This window comes from Bradyrhizobium sp. WSM4873 (genome assembly GCF_055811355.1).
On sequence record NZ_JBVVPS010000015.1, the window covers coordinates 104730 to 118495 of the forward strand.

At 64.0% G+C, this 13766-nt stretch carries 14 protein-coding genes; all 14 read right to left on the reverse strand.

Annotated features, from left to right (window positions below):
• Positions 1 to 14: 14 nt before the first annotated feature.
• Positions 15 to 281, reverse strand: coding sequence for a flagellar biosynthesis protein FliQ (gene fliQ, locus AC0L21_RS20565; RefSeq protein ID WP_018453982.1), 267 nt, complete (start codon positions 279 to 281; stop codon positions 15 to 17).
• A complete protein-coding gene (flgD, locus tag AC0L21_RS20570; protein ID WP_063995069.1) occupies positions 278 to 691 on the reverse strand; it encodes a flagellar hook assembly protein FlgD in 414 nt (137 codons plus the stop codon). Before flgD ends, fliQ begins: the two co-directional genes overlap by 4 nt.
• Positions 692 to 705: 14 nt before the next feature.
• Positions 706 to 1116 (reverse strand): flagellar biosynthesis repressor FlbT, encoded by a 411-nt coding sequence (gene flbT, locus AC0L21_RS20575; protein WP_007613934.1) that lies wholly within the window; start codon positions 1114 to 1116, stop codon positions 706 to 708.
• A complete protein-coding gene (gene flaF / locus AC0L21_RS20580; protein WP_473263654.1) occupies positions 1116 to 1460 on the reverse strand; it encodes a flagellar biosynthesis regulator FlaF in 345 nt (114 codons plus the stop codon). The genes flbT and flaF overlap by 1 nt, the downstream gene beginning before the upstream one ends.
• A gap of 67 nt (positions 1461 to 1527) precedes the next feature.
• Positions 1528 to 2574, reverse strand: a complete 1047-nt coding sequence (locus AC0L21_RS20585) for a flagellar hook-associated family protein (protein ID WP_473263655.1) — start codon at positions 2572 to 2574, stop codon at positions 1528 to 1530.
• Between the two features lie 3 nt (positions 2575 to 2577).
• Positions 2578 to 4056 (reverse strand): flagellar hook-associated protein FlgK, encoded by a 1479-nt coding sequence (gene flgK, locus AC0L21_RS20590; RefSeq protein WP_473263656.1) that lies wholly within the window; start codon positions 4054 to 4056, stop codon positions 2578 to 2580.
• 34 nt (positions 4057 to 4090) lie between these two features.
• On the reverse strand, positions 4091 to 5344 hold the full coding sequence (locus AC0L21_RS20595; RefSeq protein ID WP_473263657.1) for a flagellar hook protein FlgE: 1254 nt from the start codon (positions 5342 to 5344) through the stop codon (positions 4091 to 4093).
• A gap of 95 nt (positions 5345 to 5439) precedes the next feature.
• The gene (locus tag AC0L21_RS20600) at positions 5440 to 6021 is read right to left on the reverse strand and encodes a transglycosylase SLT domain-containing protein (RefSeq protein WP_473263658.1); all 582 of its coding nucleotides are present in this window, start codon (positions 6019 to 6021) and stop codon (positions 5440 to 5442) included.
• Positions 5972 to 7336, reverse strand: coding sequence for a flagellar hook-length control protein FliK (gene fliK, locus AC0L21_RS20605; RefSeq protein ID WP_473263659.1), 1365 nt, complete (start codon positions 7334 to 7336; stop codon positions 5972 to 5974). Before fliK ends, AC0L21_RS20600 begins: the two co-directional genes overlap by 50 nt.
• Positions 7333 to 8514 carry a chemotaxis protein gene (locus AC0L21_RS20610; RefSeq protein ID WP_473263661.1) on the reverse strand — a complete coding sequence of 394 codons (1182 nt, stop codon included), beginning with the start codon at positions 8512 to 8514 and terminating at the stop codon, positions 7333 to 7335. Before AC0L21_RS20610 ends, fliK begins: the two co-directional genes overlap by 4 nt.
• On the reverse strand, positions 8511 to 9860 hold the full coding sequence (locus AC0L21_RS20615; protein WP_473263662.1) for a MotB family protein: 1350 nt from the start codon (positions 9858 to 9860) through the stop codon (positions 8511 to 8513). Before AC0L21_RS20615 ends, AC0L21_RS20610 begins: the two co-directional genes overlap by 4 nt.
• Before the next feature lie 6 nt (positions 9861 to 9866).
• Positions 9867 to 10574 (reverse strand): hypothetical protein, encoded by a 708-nt coding sequence (locus AC0L21_RS20620; RefSeq protein ID WP_473263664.1) that lies wholly within the window; start codon positions 10572 to 10574, stop codon positions 9867 to 9869.
• Entirely contained in the window at positions 10571 to 12202 is a 1632-nt protein-coding gene (gene fliF, locus AC0L21_RS20625) for a flagellar basal-body MS-ring/collar protein FliF (protein ID WP_473263665.1), read from the reverse strand. Before fliF ends, AC0L21_RS20620 begins: the two co-directional genes overlap by 4 nt.
• A 299-nt stretch (positions 12203 to 12501) precedes the next feature.
• The gene (locus tag AC0L21_RS20630) at positions 12502 to 13413 is read right to left on the reverse strand and encodes a flagellin N-terminal helical domain-containing protein (protein ID WP_473263666.1); all 912 of its coding nucleotides are present in this window, start codon (positions 13411 to 13413) and stop codon (positions 12502 to 12504) included.
• Between the last annotated feature and the right edge of the window lie 353 nt (positions 13414 to 13766).

Consider the following 13766-nt stretch of genomic DNA (forward strand, 5'->3'; position numbering starts at 1 on the left):
CGGGACCGCCCGGATCAGAAGCCGCGCTCGATGTGCGAATAGACCATCTCGGTGAAGGTGGAGAGATGGGCTCCGATGAAGGAGCCAGAGACGGCGACGACCACGAGAATGACGATGATCTTCGGAACGAAGGTCAGCGTCACCTCCTGGATCTGGGTCAGCGCCTGGATCAGCGCGATGATGGTGCCGACCAGCATCGCGGCACCGACGGCAGGCCCGGAGGCGACGATGATGGTCCAGATCGCCGCCTGGACGATGTCGAGAGCATCCCGTTCGTTCATGACTGGCTGATCGTGAGACCGGGGCCGATCGCGACCTTCGTGCCGTTCTCGAGTGTTGCGATGGAGCCGTCGCTGTTGATGGAAACCGAAGCGACCTTGCCGCTGAAGCTCGCTCCGGTCGAGTCCGTGAAGCTGACGGTCTTTCCAATCAGCCCATTGGCCTGCGACAGCGATTGCGAAGACAGCAGAGCGTCGAGCTTGTTATTGGTCTGCATTGCCTGCTCGACCGACGAGAGCTGCGCAAACTGGCTCATATATTGCGAGGTATCCATCGGATTGGTCGGATCCTGATTCTTCATCTCCGCGATGAGGAGCTGAAGAAATGTGTTGTAATCGACGCCCGTGCTCGACGTCGTCGTCGTCGTGCTGGTCGACTTGCTGGTGCTATCGGTCGCGCTGGTGACGTTCATGTCGCTCTCCGCTGTCAGGCAGCCTCGAATGGGGAATCGATCTTGGCGCCGGCCAGGATGGCCTGCTCCACCGGAAACAATGCCCGGATCCGCTTGAGCGCCTCGAAATAACGGGTCGCCCCGACCAGGTCGTCGACCGCGCCAAGCCCAACCAGCATCTCCTGGCTCTCGCACACCGCGAGCAGAGCTGCGTGATGCTGCCCGTAGAGAGCCGAAGCATCCCGGACATCGGTCGGATTCATCAGCATGAGCTGGACGATGAAATAGAGCTGCCGCAGCGCCGTGGTGGCGTCCGAGGCCTGCATGATCTGCCCTTCGAGCAGGAACATCACGTCATTGACGAGCTCGACGGAGACCTTGCGGTCCACGCGCAGCACCGCGCCGTTGATGTAGACCCGTTCGCCCGCACGCAAGGATATCTTCATCAAAGTGCGTCTCGGATCAGGCGATTGATTTCGATGAGCTGGATCACGTCATTCGACTTTTCTTCGCGAAGGCGGTCGGCTTCCTTGACCACCCACAGCCCGATCGAGATGATGTCGGCGCGCAGCTTCTCCGGAAGCCCGTTTTCCGGGTGCGCGAGATCCTCGATGAAGATCGTCCACAGCCGCCGCACATAGAGCAGGCTCTCGACCAGATCCTCGAGGCTGAAGCGGTCCTCCTGGATCCGCTCGAGCCGGTCGATGCCGAGGCTGAGCGCCTGCCGCTCGCGGCCCCGCGCTTCATAGCCGCTCTCGTCGACGACCGCTTCATAGGCTTCAAACGTCATCAGGACAACTCTGCGCAGGAGACCGAACAACAAGACAAGGGTTACGCGCCTTACGAAGGAGCTGGACTTAGAGATAGTTGATGAGGCTGATCTTCTGGAGCTGCGAGGTGAGCGCAAGTGCCGTCTGGATCTGCGTCTGCAAGGTGTTGACCCTGACCGATGCTTCCGTCGGATCGACCTTCTCTATACCGACGATCTGATTGTTCAGAATATCCTGCTGCGTCTTGAGCTTGTCGGTTGCGGAGGTGATCCGCTGCTGGACCGTGCCGATGTCGCCGCCGAGGGTAGCAAGGTCAGTGATGGCGTTTCCGACAAGGCCGATGGCCTTGTCCACGACAACCTGGAACGTCGCTTGGTCCAGGTTCGCGTTCCCGAGATCTGCCATCATGGTGTAGGCCTCGGCGAGCTTGCGGAAGCCTGTCTGATTGGCGCTGACGGAGGTATCGGCGATCTCGGTCGTGGAGATCCGGCTTTGCATGACCTGGTCGGTAGCCGATGACCAATTGGTGTTCCAGGCCGGGCTCGCGAACTCCGCATCGAAGGTGGTGTCGAGGAAGGTCTGCATCTGGGCCGGGGTGATGGTGTTCACGCTGGGCGATGATTGCGAGAAGCCGAAGGTCGCAAGAAAGTCGGCGTCGACCTGGTTCTTGCTGGCCGAGCCCGCGGTGTAGGCCGTGATCGGCGTGTTCTGCGTGTTGATGCCCGAGAAGAGAGACGAGCCGTTATAGGAGACGTTCAGCGCGCCAATCAGATCCTGGAGGTTTGAGGACGCAGGCGGCAGGATGATCCGCCCACCGCCGTCGGTGCTGCGCGCCGCGATCAGGTCCTTGAGGAAGTCCGTTGCGGTCGAACCAAGCTGGGTGATGCGGCTCTGCGTGATGTCCAGGCGTCCCGAGACCAGCCCGTTGGTATCGACGAGCTGATCGGCGAAGCTCAAATCCGCCCGCAGGGTGACGTCGCCTCCCGTCGTGGCACCAAGCTCGAGGCCGACATCGGCGAAACGGCCAGTGGTGGCTTCCTTCGAGGCCTTGGCCAGTGCGGCCTGATTGTTGGTAATCGAGGACCTCAAGGACGAAGACAGCATCAAGGTCGAGATGTAGTTTGCGCTCATCATGACTTAATTTCCCACGGCGGCCAGCAGGCTCTGCAACATTTCGTCGACGGTCGAGATGATCTTCGACGAGGCCGAATAGGTGCGTTCGACCTGAAGCATCAACGACATCTCGTCGTCCATGTTGACGCCGCTGACGTTCGACAGCGCCGCCGTGCTGCGGTCGAGCAGCGTTTTTTGATAGGTGACGTTGGAGTCGGCGGTCTTGCGCTGGTTTTCGATCCAGCTCGTCGACGACGACGCGAAGTCGATCAAGCTGCCGTTCGGCTTGCCTTGCGTGGTCGCATCGAACGGTTGCGACGCATCCATGGCGCCGATGAGCTGCTGCAGCCGGGCCGAATAACCGCCGTTGCCGGCGGTATTGTATTGGTATGCGGCGTTGCCGCTGATCGCGCCATCGCGCAGCAGATTAGGATTGCCGCCTTGGGCGGGATCGACCGATGCGGCGACGGAAATCGTACCAGCGAGGCCCACCAGGACGGTGGCGCTCGCCGGCATCGCCGGTGCGCCGGGATAGGTGAAGAGACCGGGGACGTCGGGCAGTGTCGGAACAGGCGACTGGTCACTTTCCTTGAAGGCATCGACCAGGCCGCGCGCGATTTCGTCGAGCTGGCTCTGGTAAGTAACCGTATCATTGTCGCGCAGCTGCGCCAGGCCAGCAAGCTTGCCGGACTTGAGCGACATCGCTGAATTGGCGCCGGTCACCGGAACGCCGTCGATATAGACGGCATTGCCGGTGGTGCCGGCCGTATAGGCGTTCGTCGGCGCAAAGCTCACCGTTCGCGCCGTCTTGTCGAACAGCACGACGCCGCTGTCCGTATAGAGCGCCGCGTCTCCGTTGGGACGGGTCGACATCGTCACGCCGAGCTCCTGCGACAGCTGCGAGACGATGCTGTCGCGCTGGTCGAGGTAGTCGGTGATGTCGTCGCCGGAGATCGTCCCCTTCACGATCGCGGTGTTCACGGTCTGGAACTGGGAGAGCAGCCGATTGATGTTTTGAACCGACGTATTCATGTCAGCATCTGCGCCCTCCCGGACCGACTGCACGGTCTGGGTCGCCTGGTTGAGCGCGGTCGCCATGTCCTTGGCAGACGTGACCGCCGCCTGCGCCAGCGTGGTGTTGTCCGGCGCGTTGGCATATTGCTGGAGCGCCTTCTTCAGCGCATTGAGCTGCGCCGTCGGCGACTGGTCGAGTTCCGGATCGTCCACCGTGGCAGATGCGATCTTCTGGAGACCGTCAAGGATCGCGCTCTGCTTGGCCGACGTCGAGGTTGCGGTCAGCACGTTGGTGTAAAGACCCGAGCTGGCGGCGCGCTGGATCGCCGCCACGTAGACGCCGGTTCCCGGGAGATTGTCCAGGACGGCAATCTTGCGCGAATAGCCGGTGGAGCTGGCACCGGCGATGTTGCGCGAGATGACCGACGACTGGATGCCCGACGCCATCAACGAGGAGCGGGCGGATTCGAGAGCGGCGGTAAGGTTCATGATCTGCTCTTGCCGGGGACGGGCGCTGAAGAAATCAGCGCTTCAGGTTAACGACCACGTCCAGCAGATCGGCGCCGGTCTGGAACGATTTCGAGTTCGCGGTGAAGCCGCGCTGCGCCTCAATCATCGAGGTCAACTCGTCCGCGAGATCGACGTTGGAATCTTCCAGAGCACCCGACTGGATGGTGCCGAGCCCGCTCTTGCCAGACACATCGACCTGCACGTTTCCAGAATCCAGGTTCGGCGAGTAGACGTTGCCGACTTCGGGCGTCAGACGGTCGGGACTCGGAACGGTGGCGAGCGCGATCTGGAAGCTCGGCAGCGTGGTGCCGTTCTTCAGGACGGCGGTGACCACACCCTTGTCGTCGATGTTGACCTTCTCGACAGCGGAGGGCGCGTTGCCGTCGACGGTCGCCTTGAAGTCGAAACTGGAGGCGACCTGGGTCATGGCCGAAAGGTCGATGTTGAAGGCAGCCGAACCACCGGGGATCGCCACCGTAAGCGATGTCGCGCTCGGCGGCGGGCCGACCAGATCGAGCTTGCCTTTTCCGGTCGAGCTTACGTCGAACTTGAACGTCGTGGCAGCGCCGTGCACTGTAAGCACGTTGCCCGCGGGATCGTAGACCTCGACGTCCCACGTATTCGCGCCGGTCTTGGCCGCATAGACGTCGAGCGTCACGGCGTTGCCGATGTTGTCGTAGGTCACCATCGACGTCTTCGACGTGTAGTTACCCGGGCCCGCCGCAGCGGCCGGTGCAGCAACGATTGCCGCACTCGGATCCAGGTTGGCGGCCACGGTGGCCTTGGTCGAGGGTGACGCCTGCAGCGCCATCTGATTGACGTTGATGACCTGCAGGTTGCCGAAACCGTTGGCGGAAGTGTTGGGCACGGCGCCGTTCTGGATGTTGTAGCCCATCAGCTGGAAGCCGGCGGCGTTGACGAGGTTGCCCGTGTTGTCTGGCACGAACGCACCGGCGCGCGTCAGGAAGTTGTTGCCGTTCGGATCCTGCACGACGAAGAAGCCGTTGCCCTGGACCGCGAGATCCGTCGCCGAGGTCGTAAATTGGTAATTGCCGGCATCGCTGATCGCGTAGCGCACCGTGGTCTCGACCGCGCCGGAATCGTAATTGCCCGAGCCGCTCTTCAGGATCAGCGAGGAAAACTCGGTCGAAGCCCGCTTGTAGCCGGTGGTGTTGACGTTCGCGATGTTGTCCGAAACCGTCGACAGCTTGTTGGACTGCGCGCTCATCCCGGAAACGCCGGTGCGCATAACACCATACAGGCTCATGAATTGGGCTCCTTTGGTAGGTTGCGGTTACAATGGAGGCTGTTGCTTGCGCGGGGCTGATGATTGGGAGCGATACACAATTTGATGTCGGCTCCTTAGGTCGTCTTGGGCTGACAGAACGAGCGCGCCTTGTCGGTCCACGCGCCGAAGCCGCTGGAGACGAGATGCGCAACGATGTGGCAGACGTAGCGCTTCTGTGCCGGCTGGTTGTTGGGGCCTGCATTGTAGCGGGCGACTGCCATGGTCCAACTGCCCTCGCGCTGCTTCAGCTCCTTCAGGAAGCGCGCGGCGTAGTCGACATTCCCTGCGGGATCGAACATCGCCCGGACCGAGGCGAACTTGTCGCCGTGATAGTAATGATTGATCTGCATGCAGCCGAGGTCGATCAGCTTGATCCCCTTGGCTCGCATGGCCTCGAAGTTGGCGATCGCGTCGTTCATGTCCTTGGCGAACACGGTCTGTCCTTCGGCGCCGAGCGCGTAAGGATGAAGTGCGCCGCGCCGCCCCGTCTCGGTCAGGCCGACCGCGTAGAGAATGCCGAGCGGAATTCCGTGCTGCCGGGACGCACGCGCCATCTCGCGCTCGCACGGGCGCGAATTGTCGGTCGCAGCGGTCGCGACGCCGGCGTTACAGATAAACAGGGCCGCGACGAAGCTGCGGCGCCACGTCCTGGTCATGACGCGTCTCCTCGTTGGACCGGCGCTCCTGTCGGGCCTGCTTCGCGCCGCCGTCCGCTTGTCCCGACGAATTGCTCGTACCGTCGAACGTGCCTTGCGACTGCGGCGATGGCTGTTGCTGGCTCGAGAGCTGCGGCTGCGACTGACCGGAGCCGCTCTGGAATCCATCCAGCGAGCCGTGCTGGACGGGCGCGACGTCGGCGACGTAGCCCGCCGACTGCATCAGATCGCGGATCGAATCGCGCTGCTGATCCAGCATCTGGCTCGTGTCCTTGCGCTCGGCGGCGAGGTGGACGGACACCTCGTTGCCGACGAGACGAAGGCGCACGGTGACATTGCCGAGCGCGGGCGGCTCGAGATTGATGGTCAGGATCTTGAGCGGCTGATCCGGCGCATTGACTTGGGACGCTGCAAGATCCGGGGCCGCGGACGCCGCCGGTGCCGCAGATTCCTTCAGCTCGACGACGACGGCGTTGGCAACTTGTTGCGGCGCATTGAATTGCGCCGGCGGCAGATGGGTTTCTTGCTGGACCACGGTGACCTTAGTCGTCTCGGGCAATGGGTCCCGCGCCGAAGCCTTGGCGGCACGCTCGACATTGGCCGCGACGGTCTCAAAGCCGGGTGCCGTTGCTTTCGGCGATGGCTCACTGCCGTCCGTCGATGTCGCCCGGGCGCTGGTCGCCGCGTGCGAATCCGCGGCCTGCGAATGCGCGCCGGTCGGAGCCACGAGAGATGGGGGCTCGGCTGTCGTCGCCTTCGCCGTACCAATGGCCTGAACGTCGCGCTTCGTCGTGGAAGACCGCTCGTCGCGCCCGGACGCATCCTTCTTGTCGCCGGCCGGGGCTTGCATCTGCGGCTGCACGACCGGCGGCCCGGCGACGATCTCCTGCCCGATGATCCCGGCGATGCTCGATCGGCTCTGGACGTCGGCCTGCTCGGTATGATCGAGGGGTCCATGTTTCCCGGACGACTTGTCGGTCTTTTTGTCGGAAGGTTTTTCGGTGGTCTCTTCGCTGGATCTGGGCTCTTCGACCGCCGCGATACGTTGGTGCACCGTCTCGTCGCTCGCGTTGTCCTTCCCGCTCTGATGCGCCGGGCGCGTCCGCAGCGTTCCGGCTTTCACGGCCGTGTCGCTGCCCTCGTCGTTGAGCGCGCGCTTCGCAAGATTCGAGACGGTATGCAGCAGATCGTTGAAGGACGAGTCCGCCTGCGCTTTCGTCCCGGCGCTCTTGCCGGAGCGCGATGTGCCCCGCATGTTGAGGCTTTCGGCGAGACTCGAAAAGACCTGTCCGGAGGTTCCACTGAGCTTCGTCATGGGCGGCGATCCCTGGTGAGAAGTTCGAGCTCGCCGAGCTGCCTCTGCGCGCGCGCAAGCGTTGCAGTCGACGACGCCAGATCGACACGCGCCGGCGTGACCGGAGGCTTGTCGGCTGCGGCGGCGGATCCGCCGGCGAACGGCTTGCGAACGTCGAGTGCGAGCTGCACCGTTGCATTCAGAAAGGGAATGTCGCGCTCGGGCAGCTTCGACCGGTCGAGCGCCTTCAACTCGGCGAGACCGCCGTCATATTCGTCGGCGAGCGCCCGCGCCACGCCGCGGAACAAATGCGCCCGCTCGCGCTCCGCCGAGGCGTCGGCGCTGAGAGTCAGGGCACGCTCGCCGGCAAGCCGGGTCACGGCCAGCCCTCCCCGCACCATCGCGGTCCGCGCAATCACGAGATAGAGCTTGAGGCGGCTCGCGCGGTCGATCTGCTCCAGCAGGGTGGTGATCCGCGCAAACCGGCGCTCGTCGAGCGCGAGGGTCGACTGCGTCAGGCCCGTGGAAAAACGCTGCCAGAAGTCCCCGGCATAGACCGAGTTGTGGTAGTGCCTGATATAAGCCAGCGCCAGGAACTCGAACTTGTCGAAATCCTCGGCTTGCCCGACCAACAGGATCTCGCGCCGCAGCGCTGCCTCCTCCACCAATGTGCCCGGCAAGAGCAGGCGCGCGTCATCCAGGCGCTCGATTGCAAGCGATGCCTCGGCGCGTGCGAACAGCGCGCCCTGGACCAGCGCGACCTGCCCGCCCAGGCCCGACGGAATCGTCCGCGGCTTGACGTCCTTGAGCAGCTCGCGCGCTTCGTCCTGACGACCCTCGACATAGGCAAGCGCGCCATCGAACAGCCGTCCATCGACGTTCAGCTTGTCGCGCGGCAGCTTGCGGATGATTTGCGGCGCGCCGCCGCTGAGCAGGTAGATGACAGCGGCCTGGCCGTTCTGCGGGTTGCTCCACACGCCCGGATCGGCGGCAAGAAATTTTTCGCCGATCTGCCGGATCAATGCGCCGTGGCTACCGTGTGCTGCGGTATCGCCATTGGCGATGCCGTCTTGCACGGCCTGCAACGCCCGAACGAGCTCATATGGCTCGACCGACGCCGGTGCCGGTTCGGCGAATGCACCTGCCGCCGTGAACGGCAGCAGCATCAGCAGCGCGGCGCGGAGAAGAGGCCTGGTCAAGGACGCTTCTCCCGGACCATGATCTCGATCCGACGATTCTGCGCGGCCGCGGGATCGTCTTGAAGTTTCGGCCGCCGGTCGGCGTAACCCTCGACATGCTCGATCCGCTGCGCATCGACGCCGGAGCGGACCAGCATGTAATAGGCCATCTGCGCACGGGCCGTCGACAGCCGCCAGTTGTCGTAGGTCTCCGAACGGTACGGCCGGTTGTCGGTGTGGCCGCGGACGATGATCAGGCCGGGACGCTTTGTCAGCAGCGGGCCGATCTTGTCGATCACACGGATGAGCTCGGGCCGCGGCTCGGCCGAGCCGACCGCGAACATGCCGAAATTCGCATCGTCGGTCAGGCTGATCAGCAGGCCTTCCTCGACCTGACGCACCTCGGCCACCGGTCCCGCGCCGGCCTTGACGTCCGACAGCGCATCCGCGATCGCCAATTGAAGCTGCTTGAGCGCTAGTTGCTGGGCCTGAGCCGCGTCGCGCGGCTCGGATTCCTTCGTCGTGTCGTTGGGACGCGGCTGCGCGGCGGCATTGGCTTGATTACCAGCCTGGGCGCCCGGCTGCGCGCTCCCTTCGCGTGAGGCCTGCGACGCCGCGGGCCCCGGCGGCAGCAGAGGCGACAGGCTTGCGGACGACGCATCGGCGTTCGCAGCGACACTTCCGCCGGCATCGTCCTGCCTGGGTCGGCGTGCCTGCGGCTCGACCTGGCCCGTGCCGGACGCAGTGTCACGCGCGAGTGAATTCGGCTTAGGCTCGAGCTCTGGCTTGGGCTTGGGCTCGGCCTCGATGATGCGATCGGCATCTTTGGCTGCCTGCGGCGCAAGCTTCCAATAGCCTGGATCGAACGGGTCGCGGTAAGCGTCGCCTCCCTTGAGGCCATCCTCCTCGGCGGACGTCAGAGCGCCGGCGCGCCGCTGCCCCGAGGCCTGGTTCGCGCTGCTGGCGATCTCGGCAAGCGTCGTATAGGGATCACGGAACAGGACCTTCTCCTCGTAGAAGGGCGGCTTCTCGGCCGTGGGAGAGTCACCGCGACGTTCCTCGCTCGGTCCTCCCGGCTGGCGCCTGCCGTCCTGGCCGTCGAACGACGACGGCTCTTTCTTGGAGAGATCCTTGAGACCCTTCGGGGCAGGTGCGTTTTCCGCGAGCTTGATCGGATTGAAATAGCTCGCGACCACCTGCTTCTGATCCTGGTTGAGCGCATTGATCAGCCACATCACCAGGAAGAACGCCATCATCGCGGTCATGAAGTCCGCATAGGCGATCTTCCAGACGCCGCCGTGCGGCTTCTCGTCGTCGAAGGCGCTGCGCCGGCGGATGATGACGAGTTCTGACTTGACCTCATTCATGACGGACTACCGGCGCGCCTCTTTCAGGCGCTCGCTCCAGGCCGAGATCTGCGTCTCTATCACCGTCTGGTCGGCCACGACGCGAACCTCAAAAGTATCGGCGGCCTCATACTCGAAACCCGTTCGCCGCGCCGTCCCGAGCTGCGTCTTCACCAGGTCGAGCAGTTCGCTCGGGCCGGTGACCTTGAATACCGGCACCGGCGAATTGCCGGTCAGCGCCGCAATCTGCTCGACCAGCGACCCGATCGCCTTGTCGCGGACCGCATCGGCGAGGAACGGCAGCAATATCCGCGCAACGGAGCTCGCGATGTTGGTCTCGATTTCGCGGCAAGCCGTCTCGAAGCCGCTGACGACCGCCACCGCCTGCTGGTCGGACCACTTGGCCCGCTCTTCGCCGAGCCGGATCGCACTGCGAACTCTTTCTTCGGCGATCCTGGACTCGCCCTCCGCGACGCCGGCCGCATGGCCGCGCCGAAAGGCGTCGTCCAGCAGATTGACCGCCGGGGGTTCCGCCTTCGGCGCCGGAGGCGGCGACTGAAGCTGCGGCTGCGACTGCGGTTGCGAATGGGTCTGAGGCTGCGGCTGAGGCTCGCGCCGGGCTTCCTTGGGCCTCGTCAGCACATCCTGGATTTTGGGCGGCGGTGGAGGCGGAGGCGATTTGACCCGCCCGTTCGCGTCGAACTGCGTCAGGAGCTTTCCGATTGCCGCGTTCATGCCGCCTCCTCGCGTCGCATCCAGTCTTTAAGGATTGCTGCCGCCTGCATCTGATCGAGACGGACGATCTGCTCCAAGCGCTTCTGCGGCGTTCGCTGCATCTTGCCTTCGAGGTCTTCGACCAGGTTGAGCTCGGCCTCCTCGCTGTCCGCCAATGCAAGGGCGCCGGCGGCCGACTCGAGCTGGGCAGCTTCCGCCGCCTCGGTCTGCTCCTGCGCCGCGCGGTGGGTCAGAATGCCGTTGACCGCAGGACGAAGTCCGAACCACACCAGCATCGAAGCTACGGCCAGGATCGTGACTGCGTTGATGACGCTGCCGAGCTGCTTGTTGATCATCTCGACGAAGCTGATTGGCGGCACCGGTGCCAGTTCGCGCGAGCCTTCGATGAAATCGACGGCCGTCACCTGGATCTGGTCGCCGCGCGCCTTGTCCAGCCCGCCGGCCGTGGCCGCGAGTTGGCTGATCTCGGCGAGCTTGCTGTCGAGGATGGCCTGGTTGCTCTTGTCGCCCAGGTCGGCAATGAGCCGCCCGCGGTTCACCAGCACGGCAATGAACAGCTTCTTCACCGAATAGCCGTCGCTCACCGTCGTCGTGGTCTTGGACGAGACCTCGAAATTGGTGACGTCCTCGCGGCGGGTCTTGTCCTCGCTGGAGTTCTTGGTGCCGCCGGCGTTCACCTGCTGGTCGGGAAGATTCTGCTGCACCGTGGTCGGCTGCGAACGGTCTGCGTTCTGTGACTTCTCGTTCTCGCGGACGTTCCGGACCGAGCGCTCGGCGCGGCTTTCGGGATCGTAGACGGTTTCGTTGATCTGCCGCTTGTCGGTGGAGAGCTGCGATGCAACGCTCACTTCGAAATTGTCGAGGCCCAGATACGGCGTCAGCGCCTTGCGGATGTTCTCCTGAACCATTCCGCCGACCGTCTTCTGCAGGCTCGCCATTTTAGTCGGAGCGGCAGTGGCCTCGTCCTCTTCGGCAAGCAGCATCGAACCGTCGGCGTCCAGCACCGTGACCTTGTCGCGGCTCATGCCCGGAATGGCCGCCGCGACGAGATGACGGATCGACTGCGCCGTGCGTGCTTCGATCGCGCCGTCGGTGCGCAGCACGACCGATGCCGAAGGCGGCTGCTGCGTCGCGCGGAACGACCCGCGCACCGGCATCACGATATGCACCCGCGCCGCCTTCACGCCCTTCATCAACTGCACCGTGCGCGCGATCTCGCCTTCCAGCGCCCGGAGCTTGGTGACCTCCTGCATGAACGAGGTCAAACCGAGCGAGCCAATCTTGTCGAACAGCTCGTAGCCGGAATTGGCGCTGGTCGGCAGCCCCTTCTCGGCGAGCAGCATCCGCGCCTGCATGGTCTGGCTCGGACGCACCGAGACTGCGTCGCCGGCAGTGTTGACGTCGAAGGTGATGTTTTGCTCGCGCAGCGCTGCACCCATGCGCGTCACGTCTTCGCGGGAAAGGCCGGTATAGAGCGTTTCGAATTCAGGCCGGCTCAGATAATAGGCGCCGCCCACGACGGTGACGAGAACGGCGAAACCGATCAATCCCAAGGCCATCAGGCGTCGCGGCCCAAGCTCGAGCAGATTGTTGAGCAGTTGCTGTACCTGCGCACGACTGAGCAGCATGTGACCTCGTACCAATGCGAACGTAGAGGACACTCTGCTGCCAACCTTGTCTGAAGGTTGTGCGAGACCACGAATGTGTCGGTTCGCCGGCGAGGCGTTGCAATTTTACAAGAGACTGAGTGACGCAATCGCGCGCATCGGCAACAGGCGGACGGCCGGTTGCGGTGCGATCGGCGACGGCATGTTGCCTGGGATGTGGCGTCAGGAGATCGATGGGGGCACGTCGTGTGCCGTCAGATCCGCCGTTCATAGCGGAGACCGTGCCCCCTGGGGAGCACGGTCGTTTTCGAAGCCGCGACTTAGCGGAACAGCGACAGGATGCTCTGGCTGTTCTGGTTGGCGATCGAGAGCGCCTGAACGCCGAGCTGCTGCTGGGTCTGGAGCGCCTGAAGGCGGGTCGATTCCGCGTTCATGTCGGCGTCGACGAGCTGGCCGACACCGCGGTCCACGGAGTCCATCAGGGTCTTGACGAACTCAGTGTTGGTCGCGAGGCGGTTCTTGACGGCACCGAGATTGGCGGCGGCCGAGGCCACCGAGTTGATGCCAGTGGTGACCTGCGCGATGTAACCATCGAGCGTGGTCTGGTCAACTGCCGAGTCGGTCAGCGCGGAGATGCTCATCGTGTCGATCGACGGAGAGGTCGAACCGGCCGTGTCCAGAATGCCGCCCTGCGCCGAGGTGTAGAGCGAGTAGTTGGCGGTGGTCACGGTGATGGAGCCGATGGTGGGCGTACCGCCGACACGTGAGTACGACGACACCAGGTTGAAGGTCGTCGGCGTGGTGGCGGTCGTGCTCAGCCAGTTGATGCCGTTGAAGGTCGCAGAGTTGGCCTTGAGCTTCATGTCCTGCTGGATCTGGGTGATGTCAGCCTGGATCTTGGTGCGGTCGATACCGGCGGTCTTGGCTTCGACCAGCAGCGCCTGGAGCTTGGTCAGGCCGGAGTCCTTGTCGCCGATGACCGAGGTCAGCGCGGTATATTCGGTGTCGACGGTCGCAGCCGACAGACCGAGCGAGTCGGAGACCGCGGAGAGCGCGGCGTTGTCTGAGCGCATCGACGTCGCGATCGACCAATAGGCAGCGTTGTCCGAGGCCGTGGAGACGCGCATGCCGGTCGATATCCGGTTCTGCGTCGTCGCGAGCTGCGAGCTGACGTTGCGAAGGGTCTGCAGCGCGGTCATTGCAGACGAGTTGGTGAGGAGGCTAGAACCCATTTTGATGTCCCTTTGGAGATTGAATTAAATTTGGGGACATACCGGACTTGCACCGGTACGGCAGGGCGGCGTCATGCCTTTGGGCTGCGCAAAAGCGTCAAGGCCCAACCTGTCGTAACGGCGACGATAGCCCGTGAAGCTTGTGCGAGGCTTGTGGCTCTGTGTCTTTGCCGCAACAAGGCGGCCGAAATTGCGGCGCGCGACGTCACGCCAAAACAAGAGGGGCGCGCGGGGCCAGAAGCGCGGGCCGCGTGCCGGGGGGGTGGGGGGGTTGGGGGACAGCGCCAGGATGGTGTGGGTGGGGTTTTTTTGGGTGGAGAGCGCCGGCCCGCCGCGCGGCGGCGGGGCCGGGG

Coding starts and splice junctions, on each gene's coding strand:
- fliQ (WP_018453982.1), bottom strand. CDS start 281: ATGAACGAACGGGATGCTCTCGACATCGTCCAGGCGGCGATCTGGACC.
- flgD (WP_063995069.1), bottom strand. CDS start 691: ATGAACGTCACCAGCGCGACCGATAGCACCAGCAAGTCGACCAGCACG.
- flbT (WP_007613934.1), bottom strand. CDS start 1,116: ATGAAGATATCCTTGCGTGCGGGCGAACGGGTCTACATCAACGGCGCG.
- flaF (WP_473263654.1), bottom strand. CDS start 1,460: ATGACGTTTGAAGCCTATGAAGCGGTCGTCGACGAGAGCGGCTATGAA.
- AC0L21_RS20585 (WP_473263655.1), bottom strand. CDS start 2,574: ATGATGAGCGCAAACTACATCTCGACCTTGATGCTGTCTTCGTCCTTG.
- flgK (WP_473263656.1), bottom strand. CDS start 4,056: ATGAACCTTACCGCCGCTCTCGAATCCGCCCGCTCCTCGTTGATGGCG.
- AC0L21_RS20595 (WP_473263657.1), bottom strand. CDS start 5,344: ATGAGCCTGTATGGTGTTATGCGCACCGGCGTTTCCGGGATGAGCGCG.
- AC0L21_RS20600 (WP_473263658.1), bottom strand. CDS start 6,021: ATGACCAGGACGTGGCGCCGCAGCTTCGTCGCGGCCCTGTTTATCTGT.
- fliK (WP_473263659.1), bottom strand. CDS start 7,336: ATGACGAAGCTCAGTGGAACCTCCGGACAGGTCTTTTCGAGTCTCGCC.
- AC0L21_RS20615 (WP_473263662.1), bottom strand. CDS start 9,860: ATGAATGAGGTCAAGTCAGAACTCGTCATCATCCGCCGGCGCAGCGCC.
- AC0L21_RS20620 (WP_473263664.1), bottom strand. CDS start 10,574: ATGAACGCGGCAATCGGAAAGCTCCTGACGCAGTTCGACGCGAACGGG.
- fliF (WP_473263665.1), bottom strand. CDS start 12,202: ATGCTGCTCAGTCGTGCGCAGGTACAGCAACTGCTCAACAATCTGCTC.
- AC0L21_RS20630 (WP_473263666.1), bottom strand. CDS start 13,413: ATGGGTTCTAGCCTCCTCACCAACTCGTCTGCAATGACCGCGCTGCAG.